18 protein-coding genes and 4 pseudogenes are annotated in these 20,726 nt (G+C 41.1%); 10 read left to right on the top strand and 12 right to left on the bottom strand.

Features of this window, described 5'->3' with window-relative positions:
* The first annotated feature begins 406 nt into the window (after window positions 1-406).
* Window positions 407-970, top strand: coding sequence for an alkyl hydroperoxide reductase subunit C (ahpC, locus tag ACE01T_RS01000; protein ID WP_166168833.1), 564 nt, complete (start codon window positions 407-409; stop codon window positions 968-970).
* A 375-nt stretch (window positions 971-1,345) separates the two neighbouring features.
* Entirely contained in the window at window positions 1,346-1,552 is a 207-nt protein-coding gene (locus tag ACE01T_RS00995; protein WP_086195511.1) for a KTSC domain-containing protein, read from the top strand.
* Window positions 1,553-1,600: 48 nt separating this feature from the next.
* On the opposite strand, the gene ACE01T_RS00990 is transcribed toward ACE01T_RS00995, so the two are convergent.
* On the bottom strand, window positions 1,601-2,191 hold the full coding sequence (locus ACE01T_RS00990; protein WP_131288110.1) for an O-methyltransferase: 591 nt from the start codon (window positions 2,189-2,191) through the stop codon (window positions 1,601-1,603).
* Between the two features lie 62 nt (window positions 2,192-2,253).
* The gene (locus ACE01T_RS00985; RefSeq protein WP_131288113.1) at window positions 2,254-2,475 is read right to left on the bottom strand and encodes a DUF1653 domain-containing protein; all 222 of its coding nucleotides are present in this window, start codon (window positions 2,473-2,475) and stop codon (window positions 2,254-2,256) included.
* A gap of 263 nt (window positions 2,476-2,738) precedes the next feature.
* On the opposite strand from ACE01T_RS00985, the gene ahpF reads away from it, so the two are divergent.
* From ahpF to ACE01T_RS00965, 4 genes and pseudogenes are all read left to right on the top strand, one after another.
* The gene (ahpF, locus tag ACE01T_RS00980; RefSeq protein WP_300044639.1) at window positions 2,739-4,304 is read left to right on the top strand and encodes an alkyl hydroperoxide reductase subunit F; all 1,566 of its coding nucleotides are present in this window, start codon (window positions 2,739-2,741) and stop codon (window positions 4,302-4,304) included.
* 188 nt (window positions 4,305-4,492) lie between these two features.
* On the top strand, window positions 4,493-4,837 hold the full coding sequence (locus ACE01T_RS00975) for a hypothetical protein (RefSeq protein ID WP_180176789.1): 345 nt from the start codon (window positions 4,493-4,495) through the stop codon (window positions 4,835-4,837).
* 121 nt (window positions 4,838-4,958) lie between these two features.
* Window positions 4,959-5,114, top strand: a pseudogene (locus tag ACE01T_RS00970) (VIT1/CCC1 transporter family protein); the annotation flags it as partial.
* Window positions 5,108-5,323, top strand: a pseudogene (locus ACE01T_RS00965) (YeeE/YedE thiosulfate transporter family protein); the annotation flags it as partial. The pseudogenes ACE01T_RS00970 and ACE01T_RS00965, both read left to right, overlap by 7 nt.
* A 64-nt stretch (window positions 5,324-5,387) precedes the next feature.
* Here ACE01T_RS00965 and ACE01T_RS00960 read toward each other — a convergent pair.
* The 3 genes and pseudogenes from ACE01T_RS00960 to ACE01T_RS00950 form a co-directional block, all read right to left on the bottom strand.
* Window positions 5,388-5,906, bottom strand: coding sequence for a putative periplasmic lipoprotein (locus tag ACE01T_RS00960; protein WP_131288125.1), 519 nt, complete (start codon window positions 5,904-5,906; stop codon window positions 5,388-5,390).
* A gap of 52 nt (window positions 5,907-5,958) precedes the next feature.
* The gene (locus ACE01T_RS00955; protein ID WP_131288128.1) at window positions 5,959-6,738 is read right to left on the bottom strand and encodes a TIGR03915 family putative DNA repair protein; all 780 of its coding nucleotides are present in this window, start codon (window positions 6,736-6,738) and stop codon (window positions 5,959-5,961) included.
* A pseudogene (locus ACE01T_RS00950) lies at window positions 6,738-7,996 on the bottom strand (putative DNA modification/repair radical SAM protein). Before ACE01T_RS00950 ends, ACE01T_RS00955 begins: the two are co-directional and overlap by 1 nt.
* A gap of 220 nt (window positions 7,997-8,216) precedes the next feature.
* On the opposite strand from ACE01T_RS00950, the gene ACE01T_RS00945 reads away from it, so the two are divergent.
* Window positions 8,217-9,260 (top strand): NAD(P)H-dependent flavin oxidoreductase, encoded by a 1,044-nt coding sequence (locus ACE01T_RS00945; protein WP_300044632.1) that lies wholly within the window; start codon window positions 8,217-8,219, stop codon window positions 9,258-9,260.
* A 63-nt stretch (window positions 9,261-9,323) separates the two neighbouring features.
* Here the strand turns inward: ACE01T_RS00945 and ACE01T_RS00940 are convergent.
* Both ACE01T_RS00940 and dusB read right to left on the bottom strand, forming a co-directional pair.
* Window positions 9,324-9,898: pseudogene (locus tag ACE01T_RS00940) on the bottom strand (glycine zipper domain-containing protein).
* Between the two features lie 272 nt (window positions 9,899-10,170).
* A complete protein-coding gene (dusB, locus tag ACE01T_RS00935; protein WP_200222676.1) occupies window positions 10,171-11,196 on the bottom strand; it encodes a tRNA dihydrouridine synthase DusB in 1,026 nt (341 codons plus the stop codon).
* Window positions 11,197-11,278: 82 nt separating this feature from the next.
* On the opposite strand from dusB, the gene ACE01T_RS00930 reads away from it, so the two are divergent.
* Together ACE01T_RS00930 and ACE01T_RS00925 are read left to right on the top strand one after the other, a co-directional pair.
* The gene (locus ACE01T_RS00930) at window positions 11,279-12,487 is read left to right on the top strand and encodes a DUF1615 family protein (RefSeq protein WP_131288144.1); all 1,209 of its coding nucleotides are present in this window, start codon (window positions 11,279-11,281) and stop codon (window positions 12,485-12,487) included.
* Complete coding sequence (locus ACE01T_RS00925; RefSeq protein WP_300044622.1) at window positions 12,454-13,107, top strand: HAD-IB family hydrolase; 654 nt, start codon at window positions 12,454-12,456, stop codon at window positions 13,105-13,107. The genes ACE01T_RS00930 and ACE01T_RS00925 overlap by 34 nt, the downstream gene beginning before the upstream one ends.
* A 232-nt stretch (window positions 13,108-13,339) precedes the next feature.
* Here ACE01T_RS00925 and ACE01T_RS00920 read toward each other — a convergent pair whose 3' ends face one another.
* Together ACE01T_RS00920 and ACE01T_RS00915 are read right to left on the bottom strand one after the other, a co-directional pair.
* On the bottom strand, window positions 13,340-14,434 hold the full coding sequence (locus ACE01T_RS00920) for a fatty acid desaturase family protein (protein ID WP_131288163.1): 1,095 nt from the start codon (window positions 14,432-14,434) through the stop codon (window positions 13,340-13,342).
* Between the two features lie 14 nt (window positions 14,435-14,448).
* Window positions 14,449-15,519, bottom strand: a complete 1,071-nt coding sequence (locus ACE01T_RS00915; protein ID WP_300044617.1) for a ferredoxin reductase — start codon at window positions 15,517-15,519, stop codon at window positions 14,449-14,451.
* A gap of 139 nt (window positions 15,520-15,658) precedes the next feature.
* Here ACE01T_RS00915 and fabR point away from each other — a divergent pair, with 139 nt between their 5' ends.
* Window positions 15,659-16,354, top strand: coding sequence for an HTH-type transcriptional repressor FabR (fabR, locus tag ACE01T_RS00910; RefSeq protein ID WP_086195526.1), 696 nt, complete (start codon window positions 15,659-15,661; stop codon window positions 16,352-16,354).
* 1 nt (window position 16,355) lies between these two features.
* Here fabR and ACE01T_RS00905 read toward each other — a convergent pair whose 3' ends face one another.
* From ACE01T_RS00905 to rapA, 3 genes are all read right to left on the bottom strand, one after another.
* Window positions 16,356-17,234: an alpha/beta fold hydrolase gene (locus ACE01T_RS00905; protein WP_300044614.1), complete on the bottom strand. Its 879-nt coding sequence runs from the start codon at window positions 17,232-17,234 to the stop codon at window positions 16,356-16,358.
* A 154-nt stretch (window positions 17,235-17,388) separates the two neighbouring features.
* Entirely contained in the window at window positions 17,389-17,655 is a 267-nt protein-coding gene (locus tag ACE01T_RS00900) for a PAAR domain-containing protein (protein ID WP_300044611.1), read from the bottom strand.
* 133 nt (window positions 17,656-17,788) lie between these two features.
* Complete coding sequence (rapA, locus tag ACE01T_RS00895) at window positions 17,789-20,626, bottom strand: RNA polymerase-associated protein RapA (protein ID WP_180041734.1); 2,838 nt, start codon at window positions 20,624-20,626, stop codon at window positions 17,789-17,791.
* Window positions 20,627-20,726: the final 100 nt, after the last annotated feature.

Here is a 20,726-nt window from a genome sequence, read left to right as displayed (position 1 = left end):
AAGCATGGAAAATAGATCATCAACCACGCTAAAATCCGCCACGTATAACAAGAGTTACACTATTCACCATCTTTAATGATGTTCACACACATCTTCTGATCACCATTACTCAGCCTAAAAATGATTCGAGCGTCAAAAATAAATTTAATTTAAAAAAATTTACCCTTGAATTTTAAGTCTCAAGCCTTCATGTTCTTAGACAAGCTGAAAAACTGCATATTTGTCATTTAATAATCATCTTTAAATGATTAAATAGATAAAGAATCAGATTTGGTGGAATTGTAGACTTTATATTAGTTAATTCGGTTTTTCCGATTTCAATAATGTAAAAATACTGTTTCAGCAATAAGAAAAAATTCGCTATCCTTTTGGAAATCAAATACAAACCTCAATCATGGAGACAATGATGAGCTTAATTAATACTGAAGTTAAACCATTTAAAGCAACTGCATTCCAAAACGGTCAATTTATTGAAGTGACTGAAGCTGATCTTAAAGGCAAATGGTCTGTTGTATTCTTCTACCCAGCTGACTTTACTTTCGTTTGCCCAACTGAATTAGGTGACCTTGCTGATAACTACGCTGAATTCAAAAAATTAGGCGTTGAAATCTATTCAGTTTCTACTGACACTCACTTCACGCACAAAGCTTGGCATGATTCTTCAGAAGAAATCAAAAAAATTGAATATGTAATGGTTGGTGATCCAACTTGGACTCTAGCTAAAAACTTTGACGTATTAATCGAAGCTGCTGGTCTTGCTGACCGTGGTACTTTCGTTATCGATCCTGAAGGCAAAATCCAAATCGTTGAAATCAACGCTGGTGGTGTTGGCCGTGATGCTCAAGAACTTCTTCGTAAAGTTAAAGCAGCTCAATACGTTCATGCTCACCCAGGTGAAGTTTGCCCAGCTAAATGGAAAGAAGGCGACGCTACTCTAGCTCCTTCAATCGACCTAGTAGGTAAAATCTAATCTCTATTTAGATTGAACTGATGTAAAAAACCACGCTCTTTTGCGTGGTTTTATACATTTTGAATAAAACACTGTTTTCAAATATCTTTAGTATTTCCTATAATTGTCAACATAACAGAATTTATATTTTTTACTTCAACAATAAAAAGCTGAATAGCGTACAGCCCTATTCTTCAATACAAAATATATCTATCTATAATTCATCAATTTAATATATTTATTTCTATTATATTTTGTCACTTTTTATTGTAATGTAAGTCTTATACAGGTTTGTGACGAATGTTTTACAAGGCTGCTCTACAGCGCATAACCTCTATAGCTTCACGTCAAATGACAGACAAAATCTGTGAAACATAATATAAAAAAGGAGTGCTTATGGGATCAATACTTACTGTAACTTCCTATACTTACAGTTCTTCATCACGTTATCTTAAAATTTTTTATAACAATGGTTCAGCAGAACTGTACCATCCAGTTCCGGAATTTATTTATAACAACATGCTCCGATGTCATGACAAGGCTGCTTTTGTACATAAATATTTAGAATATGACTTACATTTTACTCGCATTTCCATGGCTTGAATGATCAGGGCTCTGCCCTGATTCACAGATATTTTTATTCATACAAATTTATTTATAGCAAAGCATCAACAGACCTGAGCCAATCGATAAAGTCATACTCATAAAACGTTCATCACTTTTCACCAGTGCAATAAATTGCTGAACTTCTGCTGCATGTGATATGACATTGTCGACAAATATGACGCCATTTTTAGGATGCAGCATATGCGGCAAATACTGCCAGTAATCCATATAGGCATCCCGTTCAGCATCTAACAAAATAAAGTCATATTGCTGTTCGGCCTTTTCAAGAAAACTTTGTGCATCCCCTACCCAAAAATCAATCACTTCACTCAATTGTAGTTCATTGGCATATTGCTGAGCTTGCTGGGTACGTGCCGGATCAATTTCCAAAGTAGTGACATGACCTTGTGAAGTCTGTGCTGCATTCGCCAGCCATAAAGTCGAATAACCTGTTGAAGTGCCAATCTCCAAAATATTTTTAGATTGTTGGATGCGCACTTGCATGGCTAAAAATAATGCAGAATCCGGTTCTATATTTCGATAACGTTGAATACGGTCTTTTTGTAAGGCATCAAATTTAATAAAACTTTGATGCAACTCCTGCATTCGCTTCTGGAATATTTCACTCATGCTCATCACAGCTATTCCTGTCTTGTTATTCTGTTGAGTCTAGCGTTTATTGATGTCGTTAATCTAGTTCATGAAGTTGCTTGAATTAATTTAAATCGTGGAACAACTGTACCATTATCGAGTGTGACCATTTCCTGAAACATTTCCAGGGGACGTACCCACATTGAATAATCGCCATACAAACATTGATATACCACCAGTTTCTCAGCTGTTTCACTATGCGTAGCAACATGAAAGACCTGATATAACTTGCCTTTATAGTGTTGATAAATCCCGACTTTGAATTGCATTTTTATAACCTTGTTAAAACATAGGGTCATCATAATCAAAATTACCCAGAAATATGCAGCAATTTATTAAAAATGCTCTAATTTCAACTTAATACTTGAATATTCACACTAAATCAGCATTTACTTAAGACAGTATTTTTGTAAAAAACCCATCAATCCATTAAACCGATTGTTTTTATAAAAATGAAATGTTTTACCTATTTAAATATTTAGCCTACTATAGCTTTATTAAATCAGCATTTACTCCCTTGGAGACATTAGCCATGTTAGACCAAAATACTTCAGCACAACTTAAAACACTCTTGGAACGTCTGGAAAGCCCGATTGAACTGGTCGCAACTCTAGATGGTTCAGATAAATCTGACAAGATTAAAGAACTGGTGACTGAAGTTGCAGCCTTATCTGATTTAGTCACTGCACGCTTCGACGGTACAAATAAACGTGCCCCAAGCTTTGGGGTGGCAAAACAAGGTGAAGAACCGCGTGTCTTCTTTGCCGGCTTGCCGATGGGACATGAATTTACTTCCCTGATTCTGGCCTTGTTACAAGTGTCAGGTTATGCCCCAAAAGTGTCAGATGAAGTGCTTGCAAGCATTAAAGGTCTTGACCTTAAAGCGGACTTCGATGTCTTTGTATCGTTAAGCTGCCATAACTGTCCGGACGTGGTACAAGCCCTAAACTTAATTGCGATCTATAACCCGGGCACTACGGCCACCATGATTGACGGTGCATTTTTCCAGGATGAAGTGGAACAGCGCAAGATCATGGCGGTACCAATGGTGTTCCAGGACAACGCCCACATCGGTCAGGGCCGTATGACGCTGGAAGAAATCATTGCCAAACTGGATAGCAATTCTGCAGCCAAAGATGCAGCAAAGTTAAATGCCAAAGACGCGTTTGATGTGCTGGTGATTGGTGGCGGTCCTGCTGGTAACACCGCAGCGATTTATGCCGCGCGTAAAGGCATTAAAACCGGAATCGTAGCGGAACGTATGGGCGGTCAGGTCATGGATACCATGGACATTGAAAACTTCACTTCCGTGCAGAAAACCCAGGGCCCGAAATTTGCCGCCGAGATGGAAGCACATGTACGTGAGTATGGTGTGGACATCATGAACCTGCAACGTGTATCCAACATCAAAGGTGCGGATGAAACGGCGAATGGCCTAGTTGAAGTCACTTTGGAAAATGGGGCGAAGTTAGAATCCAAAACCATCATTCTATCGACCGGTGCACGCTGGAGAGAGATGAACGTTCCGGGTGAGCAGGAATATAAAACCCGTGGTGTAGCATACTGTCCGCACTGTGATGGTCCACTGTTTAAAGGCAAACCCGTTGCAGTCATCGGTGGCGGTAACTCGGGTGTGGAAGCGGCGATTGACCTGGCCGGGATTGTCGAGCATGTAACTTTGGTGGAGTTTGATACCAAACTGCGTGCCGATCAGGTCTTACAAGACAAGCTTAACAGCTTGCCAAATACCACTGTGATCAAGAATGCGCTGTCGACTGAAGTAGTCGGTGACGGTTCACAGGTCACTGCACTGAAATACAAGGACCGTGCAACGGATGAGGAACATACGATTGAACTGGCGGGAATTTTTGTACAGATCGGTTTGTTGCCAAACACGGACTTCCTGAAAGAAACCGCTGTTGAACTGACCAATCGTGGCGAGATCGTGATTAACGAGCGCAACGAAACCAACGTGAAGGGTGTGTTTGCTGCCGGTGACTGTACTACCGTACCGTACAAGCAAATCATCATTGCTACAGGTGAAGGTGCCAAGGCATCGCTATCTGCCTTTGATTACATTATCCGTTCGGGACAGTAATCTATATTCAGCATAAATAGTTTGATCTGGCTTATATCACAATGTGGTATAAGCCTTTTTTTTCCCTCATTTTTTCATAAAAAATAATTACATTTAATTAACAATTTTAGCTCATAATTTGTGCATTTTTTTAGCTATATTCAAAATACCCCTATTTAGGTGGGTGCCACAATTAGAAGGAAATGAAAATGAATAAATTGCTTATTGCTTTAGGTCTTGCTGCTAGCGTTGCCCTGGTGGGTTGTAATAAACAAGAAGCACCAGAAACAGGTGCAACTACTGGCGAACATCTTGAAAATGCAGCCAATCAAGCAGGTCATGATATTTCTGATGCCACAAAGGAAGCTGAAGCGAAAACTCAAGCTGCTGCTGATGAAGCCAGCTCTAAAATTGAAGCAGCAAGTGATGAAGCTGCTGCTAAAACTGAAGCCGCAGCAAAAGATATTAAAAATGCAGCGAAAGAAGCTACTGCAAAAACTGCCGGTGCTGTGGAAGAAGGTGCTTCGAATGTTCGAGAAAAAGCTCAACAATAATGTGAATGGTTGAAATAAAAAAGCTCCTTTAAAAAGGAGCTTTTTTATTGAAAAATCTGACTTTTTTATGCACATTACTTCGATGATAGTTGCAAGAAATAATGATTCAAAGCATGTTCACATACCATATTCATATCTTCATGAAAAATATTATGTTCAAAGAACAGGTAGATTATTACGTACTGTAGTATTAGGAGCAAATGACGGAATTATTTCCGTGACCAGCTTAATTATGGGTATGGCTATCAGTAGTGTATATCTACATACTTTATTGCTGCGCTAGTTGGAGAATTACTGCTCGGATACGGTGTTCGTCTCACATATGACTGTATATCTGGTGCTTACTTCAGCAGGATTGCTTCAAGGAGTTTGCATGGCTGGTTATGGTTGATCTTTGCCTTACTGGGTAACAGTATTGGCATCAAACTTCGTCCAGTTTTCTTCCCGGACAAACGACCACAACCTGGAAAATTAACTGGTTGTTAAATCCGAATTTCAGCCTATAAAAAGCCCATCACTGAATGGGCTTTTTTGTTTATCCTATTTTTAATTAATGCAGCGCCGCTTTTAAATTACAGCCAAAACCCATAATCTCTTGAGCCTGACGGTATGAGGTATAATGGTTTAAAATAAAATCATAAAACTGGTCTGCATCCGCAAATTTTTTGCTTAAGTTTTCACCCTGCGCATGAGGGAATTTCACCTGTCCAATGATATTCAGATTTTGATGACCCAACTGATACATTTCGGCAAAATAGCCATTCATCATTTGACAATATGCCTGTTTGACCGGTTTTAAGGAAGTGCTGCTCACGGCATGCAGATTTAAAGTCTGTAATTGATTCACATCAAGTAGCGACTGGTCTGAAAAGGCAATATTGTTGCTTTTTTTAAAAGCCTGATAATCTTTAGATAATTGTTGATTTAAGCTTTCAAAGCGCTGCTGCAATCTGGCTGCATCCTGCACCTTATATTTTTGAGGATCAATCTGGATTTTTTGCTGTTCGGAAGATGAACATGCTGAAAGTACTACGCTTAAAATTAAAGTCGCCAAAACGAACGGCTTCATTATAAATTGTCCTCATCACTAAATCTTGCAATAGTATGCCTGAAATATGCAGCTATATTGATTTTTCATTCATATAACGCCAGTAACGCTTCGGCACATACTGAATATGCAGTTTCATATTTTGCCGAACCTGAATATTGACACTGCGGAAATAATCTTTCCACAGCTGGTCATACAGTAATTCCTGTTCATCCAGTTCTACAGTAAACGCCTGACTATAACCACTCGCGAATGTGGCATCGACCTGATGAGCATCCATTTCAATTTGATGCAGCTGTTGCAAATCATAATAAATGCCATATTTACGCTTTTCGTCATAAATCAGCCAGCGTTGATCTTGATAACGTGCCCTAAAATGCCGTTCAATCAGCGGCAATACATTAAAATCAGGCCGAACCAGACTTAAAAACAGACCGTCCTGACATTTCTTGAAGCGTACAAAGGCTTCCATACGATGCTTTTCACGACCAACCTGCTTTGCCCATTGCGATAAAGCCAGCACATCAGCATGCCCATAGTTTTCATCGACCTTGTAGCGAGTTTGAAAAACATAGAGGCAATAGTTAAACAGATGTTGATAAGCAGTTTGATTTTCAGATAGAAAAGTATAGTAAAAATTACGCTGACTCTGGCCCGATGTTTTTTTCTTCAATCCCCGCCAGACCCGCTGTGCATGCTCTTCATTCGATGCGACCTGTATAAAATCATCAAACAAACCCTTTTGCGCATGTGGATTGCTCGTCACCTGCACCCGAAACTCTTTAAATTGAAAGGCACGAAACACGCAGCTCAACAGACCAGTCATGCTGCTATCAAAACAGTAAGTTGCCATTAAAAACCAAAACCCAATTGTGGCGATAACTGCTGCACATATTTGGACTGTCCCGACTGAAAAATCTGACTTCGAATCTGGCCTGGCAACTGCTCCTTAATAAATTTTGGCGTATCGGCACAGCGGATAAAATGCTGCGCACGGTTATATGCAACGCCCATACGCTTCAGTTGATCGATATAAATTTTGCCAAAGCAACGCGCCTGGACAATTTTTTTCGCTGAGCGCACACCAATACCCGGAACACGTAAAATCATGCGGTAATCCGCCCGGTTCAGATCCACTGGAAATTGTTCAGGATGCCTTAATGCCCATCCCAGCTTGGGATCAACATCCAGCTCCAAATTCGGGTGTTTTTCATCGACCAGTTCTGTCGCCTCAAAACCATAAAAACGCATCAACCAGTCACTTTGATAAAGCCTATTTTCTCTTAATAAGGGGGGTGCTGAACCAATCGCAGGCAAGGCTTTTTCCTGTTCATTAATTGGAATATAACCCGAGTAATACACCCGTTTCAGTTTAAACTCTTTGTAATGCCGGTCTGCCATTAAAATAATATCTTGATCGCTTTCGTTATATGCCCCTACCACCATTTGCGTGGTTTGCCCTGCCGGAACAAACTTGGGAACTGAACGAATCAGTTTGCGTTCATCTTTGAACTGGATTAAACGGTCACGCACAAGAGCTAAATCTTTCCGTACTTCGGCATGGGTTTTCTCAGGAGCAAATTTTTGCAGTCCTGCTTCAGTCGGCATTTCTAAATTAATACTCATCCGGTCAACATACAGCCCCGCTTCAGTAATGATTTCCTGCGATGCTCCAGGAATGGTTTTTAAATGAATATAACCGTTAAAATTTTCTTCCAGACGTAATTTTTCACCACTTGCAGCATCCGCTCCATGGTGTAATCTGCCGATTTAAAAATCCCTAAACTTAAAAACAAACCTTCAATATAATTCCGGCGATAGAAGTTCATGGTTAAATCTACTACTTCCTGAACGGTAAAAGCTGCCCGTTTTACATCATTGGAGCGACGTGACACGCAGTAAGCACAATCATAAATACACACATTGGAAAACAGAATTTTAAGCAAAGATACACAGCGACCATCTTCGGTATAGCTATGACAAATACCGGAGCCGGTATTCCCTAGCCCTTTGTCTTTGTTTTTTCGGTTACTGCCACTTGAGGAACAGGAGACATCATATTTGGCAGCATCGGCTAAAATTTGCAGTTTTTCACGGATACGATCAGACATGGATAAACAGCGCTAAAAAGATAAATCTGTATTATAAAATTTTCAACTCAAACTACATGGGCAGCGGTCTTTTATGCGACATGGTTTGACGCTTTATTTATCACTGCATTTTCATTTATTTTTAGGTGTAAAAAACTTTTTATTTCATAAAAAAATAACGAATATTATTTGCTTAATTTATAGGGCTTGGGCAAAGTGATGAGATGCATAGGAGCCAAATATGACTTTATTAGAACAACTTGAAATTAAACATCCTATTTTCCTTGCACCGATGGCAGGTGTTTCTACTCCCCAACTGGCAGCTGAGGTTTCCAATCAAGGCGGTTTGGGTTCATTGGGTTTGGGTGCCAGTACAGTTGCGGCAGCACGTCAACAAATTTTAGAAACGCAAGCACTTACGCATAAACCATTTCAGGTCAATTTCTTCTGTCATCAAAGCGCCTCGCTCGACAAAAATATAGCAGATCAGTGGATTAAATATTTATCCCCTCAATTTCAGAAGTATCATGCAACTCCGCCGACAGAATTAAAATGTATCTATCCCAGCTTTCTCGATAACGATGACTATTTAAATCTGGTTTTAGAAACTCGACCTCAGGCAGTAAGTTTTCACTTCGGCATTCCGCATCCTCATCAAATTCAGGCCTTAAAACAGGCCGGTATCCTGACGATGGTTTCAGCGACTAATCTGGCTGAAGCACTGCAGATTGAAGCGGCTGGGATTGATATCATTATTGCGCAAGGCATTGAAGCCGGTGGGCACCGTGGCATTTTTAATGAAACATTTGACAGCGCAGTCAAAACTTCTGATCTGGTACAATTGTTAAAACAGTACTGTAGCAAGCCTGTTGTAGCTGCGGGCGGAATCATGAATGGCACCCAGGCTCAGCTCCTAATCCAGTTAGGTGCCGAAGCTGTTCAATTGGGCACCGCTTTCGTACAGTGCAAAAGTTCCAATGTCAACACGGCCTATCGACAAGCCCTGTTTAGCAAACCGATTACCCAAATGACTGCAAGCATTTCGGGACGACCTGCTCGCGGTCTAATTAACCACTGGCATACCCAAATCGATCGACCTGAACGTCCTCCAGTTGCCACTTACCCCTATTGCTATGACTTGGGTAAACAACTGCATGCCGCAGCCGCTGCACAAGGTGACCATGGTTTTGGAGCATTTTGGGCGGGAACCAATGTCGCCCAAATTCGGGAGATGGAAGCTGCGGATTTAATTAATCAGCTGGTTCTGGAAATTAGTCAAGCCTAATTTACTGGCGTATATATTCGATAAAAAACCTCTCAGTTGAGAGGTTTTTTGTTCAACATTCATCTAGCATGGAGCACGAAGCCATGCATCTTTAGCTGCATATTTGGCTTCTTCCCAGCTGAGACGGGACTGATCCTTGGTAGTTTCCCATTTGCTTCTTAAGTCCGGCTCAACATGCTCAAACTCGACATTACTGTAGTATTGAAATCGGCTGCCATATCCGACCTGATAAGCACTCCGGTAATCGCGCTCATAATCTAAGCCCCATAGGTATTCAGGCTTTCATGGAAATAAGGTCTATCACGGTGCTGTTCGAGCCAATAGGCATCTTCCTCTTCCGGGTTCGCTGTTTCTACGATGTCATTACCCTCAATTCCACCAACAATGCCCCCGACAATACCGCCAACTACCGCACCTGCAGGACCAACTGCAGATCCAAGGGCAGCACCAGCTGCTACACCACCCACTGTACCAATACTTGTACCCACAGGGTGATCATTTGCTTCATTCATGTCAGGAACCCGATTACTTCCCTTATCGTTAATAGGATCAGCGTGCACATCTGTTATTGGTTCTTCTGGACGTTTATTTGGATGAGTAAGATCAGCTTCCGTCATAGGACGATTTATATTGACCATTCGCTTTCTCCTTCTATCCTATCTATATACAAAATGTTTAGACAAGCAGCTTATTTAAGCTGTAGAAAAATTCAGCATAAAGCACTTCTGAATAAGCTATGTCTTATAAGTGTCCTGAATGGGTGATGAGATGTTGTAGAATGTAATTCTTTGAATATTGTTTTATACAAATTACGAAAAAAAGTTTTGATAAAGAAAAAGTTACTACTCTTTTTTTGCTGAAATTCTTTGCAATAAAGAGCAGTAATCTATTTAAAATGGAGCAATAAAAATTATCTGGTTTCGAGCAAATTCACCTGCTCCACCTGTACGTCACTCATAATTTCACCTTGAGCAAGAAGCTGGTTAAAATAATCTTCTACGACATTAAACTGCTCGGCCGTGCTTTCAACCTTATACATATTTTGGCGGAATTCATTGCTTGAACGTAAACCTTTGGTATACCAGGCAATATGTTTACGAGAAATACGGCAACCTGAGTATTCACCATAGAAATCATAAAGTTCAGATAAATGTCCTAACAGCACATCTTTAACTTCTTGAATATTTGGTGCAGCCAAGTGCTTACCTGTTGCCAAATAGTGGGAAATTTCACGAAAAATCCACGGTCTGCCTTGTGCAGCGCGCCCAATCATGACTGCATCAGCACCGGTATAATCGAGCACATATTTAGCCTTTTCAGGACTGTCGATATCCCCATTAGCAATCACGGGAATATTCAGCATTTGTTTGACTTCTTTAATCAAAGAATAACGTGCTGTATTCAAGTACATATCTTCACGGGTACGGCCATGCAGTGCCAATGCAGCAATCCCCGCTTCTTCAGCACGCTTGGCAACGCGCAGAATATTTTCATGGCCATTTAGATATCCTAAACGGGTCTTTAAAGTCACAGGGACATCTACTGCCGCAACCACCGTATCTAAAATTCGTGCCACCAGATCTTCATCTTTTAATAATGCAGAACCTGCTAATTTATTACAGACTTTTTTGGCCGGACAGCCCATATTGATGTCAACAATCTGTGCGCCATTCGCCACCTGATAGCGTGCCGCTTCTGCCAGCTCGCCGGGTTCAGAACCGGCAATCTGCGCGGATATCGGAGCAAGTTCACCATCAAAATTGGCACGGTACAGACTTTTCTTGCTCATGCGTAAAGTCTGGTCTGAAGTCATCATTTCACTGACGGCATGGCCTGCGCCAAAATATTTACACAACGTCCGGAAGGGACGATCCGTAACACCTGCCATGGGAGCAACAATTAAATTATTTGACAGTTGATATGGACCAATATACATATAAATTCATCACTTTTTCGACCGGCATAGTATACTGCATCTGCTGTATGGGCTCATCCTTTTGGAACATGTTTTCATCATTATGAAAAAAACTCTTTTTACTTCATCTCGGTTTAAATCTTTGAGTATTCTGGCTTTGTCTTTGAGCCTGATGGCCTGTGGCGATAACTCATGGTGGTCAAAAAACAATGAACCCACCTTAAAAGAAGATCAAGTCAAGCGTCTTATTCCACCCCGTGTTAATGAACGTAGTTCTTGGGCCAAAGACATTTACGACATTACCGATCAGCTCGGTATTCCTCAAACCAAAGAAAATATTTGCAGTATTGTGGCTGTGGTGGATCAGGAATCCAACTTCGTTGCTGACCCGCAAGTTCCCGGTTTAGGTGAAAAAGCGGTGAAAGAAGTTCAAGATCGGCTGGATGAAAAATTTAAAGATAAATTGGGCGATACTCTGGGCGGAACCATGGCCGGTTATTTTGAGCAGGTTCTGAAAAATCAGCCCACCCCTGAAAATAATTATTTAAGTCAAATGCGTCGCGTGAAAACCGAGCGTGAATTAGATGAACTCTATCGTGAAATTTTTGACTATATGTCAAAACATTATCATGTCAGTGCCTTAACCGGTGCAGCCAAACTGGTCGGTCAAGACATGGGCGAAAAATTAAATCCGATTACCACTTTAGGTTCCATGCAGGTTCATATTGGCTATGCCAAAGAACATAAACGTCAAGGTGGTAACATGGCCGAATTACGTACTGATTTATATAGTCAATATGGTGGCTTGTATTACGGTATCCACCGCTTGATGATGTACCCTGCCGATTATGATAAAGCGATTTATCGTTTTGCGGATTATAACTCTGGCATGTATTCAAGTCGCAACGCAGCTTTTCAAAGCATGCTCAATGACTTGACGGCAACAGAGCTTGACCTGGATGGTGATTTGTTACTTTACACGAAAGATGGCTCAGTCCGTTCAGCAGCCAGTCAGTCCGAACGCGAACTGATCAGTGTATTTGCAGCCAACAATATTCTGGTTACACCACGACAAATCCGTTCTGACCTAAAAAAAGAAAAAGAGAAAGATTTCGAAGATACAGCAACTTATCGTGCTGTAACCAAGCTCTACCAAGAGAAAACAGGCAAAGATCCAATTTATGCTATCATGCCTGAAGTAGTCATTTCTGGTCCTAAACTGAGTCGTGATTATAATACCAACTGGTTTGCAACACGCGTAAACGGAAGATATCAATCATGTATGCAACGGGCAAAAAGAATAAAAATTTAGCGCTCTTTGATTTTGATGGAACCCTGTGTAAAAAGGACAGTTTTACAGGGTTTATCTTCTATGCTTTATCCAAACGCCATATTGTCAAACAAGGCATTAAAATTTTGCCCTGGATTCAAGCTTATTATTTGAATGTCTATTCTGCACCTGCCATGCGTTCCAAATTGTTTCGTGCCATGTTTAGCAATGCCAATGCCTTAGAACTGCAACAAATGGCACAGGAATATGCAGTAAATTTAATGAATCAATTAAATCAGCCTTTGCTTAACCAGCTTAAACAGCATCAAGCCTTAGGCGATGATGTTGTATTGGTTTCGGCATCGGTCGATGTCTATCTCAAGCCTGTCTGTGAGTTATTAAATATTGATTTAATTTGCACTCATACTGAACAAGTCAATAATATCTATACGGGACAATACACCACACCCGATTGCAGTTCGGAACAGAAAAGACAACGAATTTTAGAAAAATATCATTTAACTGATTATGCTGTAATTTATGCCTATGGTAATAGTCATGAAGATAAGGAAATGCTTGCGATGGCCCATTATGCTTACATGGTGGGTATCAATGAGACTATTCCTGCATTGCCAAAAAAGATACAACAAATCGCCATTTAAGAGCTGCAAAATTATTCAAAGGTATAGATATCCGTTTTGGCGAAAATTCATTTGTTCTATTGTCCTTATTTTCTTATTAGGCAAGTCGTCAAAGCTGGACTCAACAGGAAATTTGTCAGGTCATAACTATGGCAAATAATGGAAATTACATAAACTTAACAAAAACACTTAAAGCTTATATACATCAGTAAAAAGCCACTTGAATAGAAGTGGCTTTTTTATGAATACAAGATTATTTCTTAAACGGGAACGCATATTTAACGATACGTTTAAGCACACTGCCATACTGTTTAACCAAGCTGGCATTATTGTAATTTAAACCATATTTCTCACAAACTGCCTGAACTTTAGGTGCCATTTTACGATAACGGCGCGCCGGAATATCTGGATATAAGTGATGCTCGATTTGATGACTTAAGTGACCGGTCAAAATATGGAATGCTTCTGAACCTGTCAAGTTTGATGAACCACGAATCTGGCGCATATACCAATGACCGCGACTTTCATTTTCAAGTACCGATTTCGGGAACACTTCCACATCTTTAGTAAAATGACCACAGAAAATAATACTGAATGTCCAGATGTTACGGATACCATTCGCCACCAAGTTACCTGTAAATACAGGTAAAGCTGCTGGACCGGCAATCAACGGGAAGAATACATAATCTTTAAACAATTGTTTGCCGATTTTCTTCTGCATGGGTTGCCATTCTTTCTTGGCCTGTTCCTTAGATTTACGTCCTTTCCAAACCTTACCAATTTCAAGATTCTGGATGGCTACGCCCCACTGGAACAGCAGGCAAAATGGAATGCTGTAAATTGGCTGCAATAAATAACCAGGCTTCCAGCGCTGCTCAGGAAACAGACGAAGTAAACCATAACCGATATCATCATCCATCCCTTTAATATTGGTATAGGTATGGTGCTTATAATTATGGGTTTGGCGCCAATTGTCTGCTGTCCCGACAATATCCCACTCAAACGTTGGACCATAGAATTTAGGATCATTCATCCAGTCATATTGACCATGCATGACATTATGCCCCAGTTCCATATTTTCCATGATTTTGGCAAAGCCCAGTAAACCGGTACCTAATACCCATGCTGGCGGGAACCAGCCTGCAAATAAACAGGCACGTCCGGCAATGGAAGCATAACGGATGGTTGAATAAACTCGGCGGATATATTCCGCATCCTTTTCGCCGATATCATCAAGCACTTCTTGTTTAATCGCATCCAGTTCACGAGCCAAATCATCTAATTGAGATTGTGTGAGCTCACCATTTTTCGGATTTTTAAAATATTCTATTTTAACAGGCATATTCATGATATTTATCTCACTTATAAATCAATGACAAGGTCAGACTGTGCTGAATTGACACAGATTTTTAATAAATTACCAGGTTCGGAGTTTTGACTACCATTCACTAGATCTTTAGTTGAACCTTCAACTTTATTACACACACATTTATGACAAATGCCCATGCGACAACCATGAGTAGGTTTAATATTTTGTTGTTCCAGACTGCTCAGAATAGACTGGCATTTAGGGATGACCAGTACTTTATTGGATTTCAACAAAGTAATATTCACAAAGCCAATATCCGAATTTTCAACCGGGGTCATGCTAAAAGCTTCACTTTTGAAACTCTGTGCATTTGCAAACAGCTGTTCCGCCTGTGCAACAAATCCGGATGGACCGCAAGCATACACCAGACTATTTTCAATATTATTCACCAAAGCTAGGTGTTCTTGGTTTAAACGTTTGCCCTCATCTTCTTCCTGGGTATAAAAAACCTGAAAAGAAAAATTCGGATATTGTTCAGCCAATTGTTCAAAACGTGCTTTAAAAGCAACATCAGCATATTGCTTAACCCAATACAACAGCTGGATTGGTGCTTGAGTCATGCGATCTGTTTTAGAGAGTGCTTTGAGTAAACTTAGCATTGGGGTAATACCACTACCCGCCGCAAGCAATATCATCGGTTGAGCCTGCTCTGGTAACAGCATGTCCCCATAAGGCTGACCAAATTCAAGAATATCGCCAACTTGAGCATGTTCAACCAGCCAGGAGCTGACTTTGCCCTGATCAACTTTTTTAACTGTTAATAAGACATGTTGAGTATCAAGCTGCGTCAGACTATAGCTACGCTCATAGCGAACACCGTTGACTTCCACAAAAACCGGATGGTGCTGCCCTGCTTGCCCCATTTTAAAATGACGGTTCACCTGAATGGTTAAACTCATCATATTTTGCGCAGAATTTTCTTTTTGGACAATTTTACCCAAGGCCTGATTGACTGACCAAAGGGGATTGATTTTTTGCAACCAGAAATCAGCTGCGTACTGGTCAATAACGCTTTCAGCCAATGAACTTAGGGGAGATTTTTTCATTTTTTCTACAACATGCATAGTCAGTACCACGCGATCGATTTTTAATTATTATACACATGTATATATACTTGTATATATATTTGTATTGTTTCTATTCATTTCCCAAGTTGCAATGCAACCGTTATAATGTTTTCGTATCTCTAATCCCTTGAAAAATATGAACCCGTCTTCAATCAAAAAAAATATTGATGCTCCTGTTGATAAACAGAATGTTGTTCATGAACCGGTAACCGTCCGTACTGTAGGACGAAAAGCAACCATTACCAAAGAAGAGCTGTTTCAAGCTGCATTGAACTTAATTGGACCGCAAAAAAGCATTTCTTCCTTGAGCCTACGTGAAGTTGCGCGTGAAGCTGGCATTGCGCCCAACAGTTTTTATCGGCATTTCAGAGATATAGATGAACTTGCGATTGAGCTGATTGATCGTGCCGGGATTGTATTGCGTCAAATTTTGCACCAAGCGCGCTTAAAGGCCTCCAAGCAAAACAGCATTATTCGCAGTTCAGTCGAAGTTTTTATTGAACAGTTAGATGCAGATGAAGGCAATTTAAGTTTATTGCTGCGTGAAGCCTATACCGGCTCCGCTTCATATAAATTAGCGGTTGAACGCCAGTTAAATTATTTCCAGCAAGAATTACAGGAAGATCTCATTCGCCTGGAACGCCTCAATAACAACAGGCTTTCTCACCCCGATATCGCCGCAAAAGCTATTACCCAGCTGGTATTTAATATGGGTGCAACAGTGATTGATATCTCTGCGAAGGAACGTAAAGAAATTGCCGAACAAACCATGATCATGATTCGGATGATTCTAGAAGGTGCACGCCATCTGGATGAAGCGAAAATCCGGTAATTTATAATTTTATTGTTCGTGAAGAATACACATATGGATTCTTCACTATACATTCGATATTTTGCTGTGCTGAAATAATTTTCTTCACTGATTGGGATATGCTTTCAGGTTGCTCTAAAGGAAACATATGCCCACCTTCAACCACACTAAATTCAATTCCATAGATTTTTTTCATTCCTTGCGGCAAGCCCTGTTTATAAAAGTGACTCTGTTCTGCCGTAATTAAATGTACAGGCATTTTCGGTGCTTGACGTGGTGTACGCCACCACCAGGCTGGAACGGTTCTGAAAATTTCTGCTTCAATGACTTTAGGAATAGTTAAGGTCACGCCTCCTCTACTTTGATCTTCTGTAATAGCATGCGCAAAATAATCATCAAAACACTGCGTATCAAAACTCTTGAACAGGCGATTATTTCGCAAAGATGCATATGCCGTTTCATAGTCAGGCCAGTGATCGTTGCGCTTCAAAGTCATAGCTGCAGGAGTAATTTTATCGACTGCTTTTAATTTCAGCTTTTGCATAACTTCAAAAATGGCAGACTTAGGCCCAATCACAAAAGGTGGATCCATGATCACCAGTTGTGAAAACAAATCAGGGCGTTTATAGGCCGCCATTAAAGTGAGCAAAGAACCAAATGAGTGACCCAAGCCAATCACCTGCTGGTTTGGAAACTGCTGTTCAATGTCGGCAATCACCTGATCCACCAGATGTGTCCATGTATAAGTGACGGGATATTCAGGACTCATTCCAATCACTGGAATAGCTTTAATATCAAATTCTTCTTCAAAAGAGCGAAAAAACTTTTGATAGCTGGCAGAAGGAATACCATTGGCATGAGTAAAATGAATCGCATTTTTTCTGAATAATTCATCTGCCATACAAGCTGCTCTTGTTAAAATTGTTCCCGTAGTAGTGCGATAGCTTAAGCAAAAGCAGGCTTGGATGAAATCACTAAATGCTTAACTCCCTGACTTGCAAGTCAGAAGGCTTAATTACAGAATTCTGTACACCAAATGATTTGACTGCTGCTGTTTATTTTCGCGAAACCACCAGAAACTGACTACCGAAAAAAGTCGCTCCACAAGTTGTCTTATCACCTGCAATCACCACCCCACGTCCTTTCACAGTAGTTGACTGTTCAGCAGCAATCGCGGACACAACAGTTTGGCATTTCGGACAATAATGCTTCATGCCATGCAAATGCACAGCCACTCCATTTATGATAAAAGAAGAATCGCATTCCGAAACTATACCGCCGTGCGAGGTGGTAGAACCGAGGGTTATTAAAGACTGAGCCATTGTTATTCTTCTTGTACTTTATAAAAATTATTTTCTTATTTTAGCATGAGTTGAATTTTAAGCTAGATGAGTCAGAACTCCTTCATCTTAAAAACAAAAAGCACCCGCAGGTGCTTTTTGTTTCAATTCCAAATTATGGTTTAACCACAACCATCACCTGAATGGCTTCCGGTATGACAGATAAGCCATCCAACAAGCTCAAGCCTTCTTTCTGGAATTTCTGTAAGCGTGAAATTTCATCTTCACGGATACTTGGGTTGAATTGCTTCAGGTAAGTTAAACGGTCAATTTCATATTGCCATTTATTGCCATAAACTTCTTTTGCCTGCTGCTTGAAGTTTGGCAATGCAGATTTGGCAATATCCAAGGCTTGTGCATAACGCTGCTCAATCACTTCACGGCGTGCTTTCACCACTTGACGGCAGCTATTGCCATCTAGGTGATGCAAATAAGGTTTCAGGATTTCCGGAGCAATCTTTTCAGACAGGTCCTGACCTTTTTCACTAAGCAATACACGAATCAACTGTTGTGGCAAGCTGGATGGCAGGTTCAATGCCTTCGGTGCAACCACATCCACCTTGAACCAGACTTCCATCAATACCGAACCCTGTGGCAAGGCTGCTGATTTTAATACTGCAACGTTGGTGCTACCAAAAGATTGAGTATTGATCATTTCCATCACACTTTCAGTGAATGGATGCTCAAGGGTTAAATACTGTGCATCTTCACGAACCTGCGCCTGATCACGATAGAAGGTCGCAGTCATGCCTTCTTCATCTAAAGACAAGCCTTGTACCTGCATTTGATCGGTCGGCTTGATGATCACCGTACCGTTACTTTGCTCATCAAAATCGATATTGGTCGACGCCATGAAGCGTTTCATAAACATCGGCAAAGTAGTGTTGTCATCATAATCTTCAAGCGCCTGCACAATTTCCTGTGCCACGATTGGACGGCAAGAGTTGTATTCCAGCAGACGGTCACGGCCTTCCTGCAATTCAGCTTCCAGCGCTTCACGCTGAACACTAACTTCTTCCAGCAAATCTTCAAACTGCTGGCCTAAATCTGCCAGTAAACAGTCTTTTAATTTCACAATAAAGTTTTCTTGCAGTGTTTGTGCCGTCGGGGAAATATTACTGAAAATATTTAAGCCTTCGTTGTACCAGCGGAACATACGCTCTTGCGCTGTACCAACCAGATAAGGCACATGAATCTGAATCCGGTTTTCCTGACCAATACGGTCCAGACGACCAATACGCTGTTCAAGCACATCCGGGTTCGCAGGCAAATCAAATAAGATCAGGTCAGAGGCAAACTGGAAGTTACGCCCTTCTGAACCGATTTCAGAACACAATAGAATTTGTGCCCCATAAGACTCTTCAGCGAAATAAGCCGCTGCCTGGTCACGCTCAAGCAGGCTCATACCTTCATGGAACATGGCAGTACGGATACCAGCATGTAAACGCAGCACATTTTCCAGTGCTTCCACTACAGGACCACTACGTGCAATCAGCAACACTTTTTTGTGTTTAAGATCAGTACGCAGCTTTTCCATCAGCCACATCACGCGTGGATCATGTTCCATCCATGCGCCATCCAGCTGAGCTTCTTCCGGCCACATCTGTTCACGTAGCTTACCGTCTTTTGACCAGTTTGCAGGTGCTGGTAAAGGTGCTGGTTGACAGTCACGACCCGGGAAACCCTGAATCGCTTCACGGGTATTACGGAATAAGATACGGCCAGTACCATGACGGTCTAATAATTCGTGAATAGCACGGAAACGCTGTTCCGGCTCATCCTGAATGCTATGACCCAATAAACCTTCAATCGCTTTTAAATGCCCTTCTTCCAAAGGCAGGTCTGACATCAGCACTTCAGCAATTTTTGCAGTCTGATGATACTGCTCTTCTTCATCAAGGAAGCGATCAAGTGAACTGAAACGTTGTGGATCAAGCAGACGTAAACGGGCAAAATGGCTTTCTACACCTAACTGTTCAGGTGTTGCTGTAAGCAGTAACACACCCGGGGTTTTTTCCGCCAGCTCTTCAACCAAATCGTAACGGTCATTACCTCCTTCTTCTTCACTCCACATCAGGTGATGAGCTTCATCCACCACCAGAAGATCAAAACCAGCTTCTAAAGCCTGTTCACGTAAATCCTCGTGATCCACCATCAAATCAACAGAAGCAATGATGCGCTGCTCGGTCAGGAATGGGTTTAGATCAGGATCATGTTCCTTGATGGATGCGGTACGGGTCAAATCGAACAGTGAAAATTCCAGATTAAAACGGCGGCGCATTTCAATCATCCACTGATATTGCAGTGAATCTGGCACGAGAATCAGGATACGTTCAGAACGCGATGTTTTGAGTTGCTGATGAATAATCAGGCCCGCTTCAATGGTTTTACCCAAACCGACTTCGTCCGCAAGTAAGACACGCGGTGCAAAACGCTGTCCCACTTCATGGGCAATATAAAGCTGGTGCGGAATCAGGCCTACACGCGCACCGACCATGCCGCGCAGAGGACTGTTCTTCATATTGGCTTGCATCAGTAAAGCTTCAATACGCAGGTCATACCATTCTTTATAGTCGACCTGACTGGCCAGTAAACGGTCAAGCGGTTTAGACAGCTGGATGGTCGCACCGATACGGGTTTCATTGAGTGACTTACGTTCTTCTGAGCCATCTTCCAGATTACGCACGACGTTATAGCGCACCACACCATGACGGTCTTCCAAAGACTCAACTGTCCATTGAGTGCCTTCCTGATCCTGCAGTTCATCCTTCACATTGAACACAATACGTGATAAAGGTGCATTGTTACGTGCATAGACACGTGTTTCATCACTTTTTGGGAATAAGATGCTAACCGATCTTTCATCTACATCTATAAGAACCCCTAAACCGAGTTCTGTTTCCGTATCTGATAACCAACGCTGACCAATAGCAAACTGATGCAATTTTTCCACCTTTATCTAAAAATGAGGACACTAATTTCAAGCCCAAAATCTGCTTGGTATTTGAGCAAAAAACCAGGTCTTTAAGCAATATATTTTGACATAAAGCCCA

Origin of the sequence: Acinetobacter uliginosus (assembly GCF_044130295.1) — a bacterium.
GTDB lineage: Bacteria > Pseudomonadota > Gammaproteobacteria > Pseudomonadales > Moraxellaceae > Acinetobacter.
The sequence above is the reverse complement of the archived record's forward strand: the minus strand, read 5'-3'. Positions and strand labels throughout refer to the sequence as shown.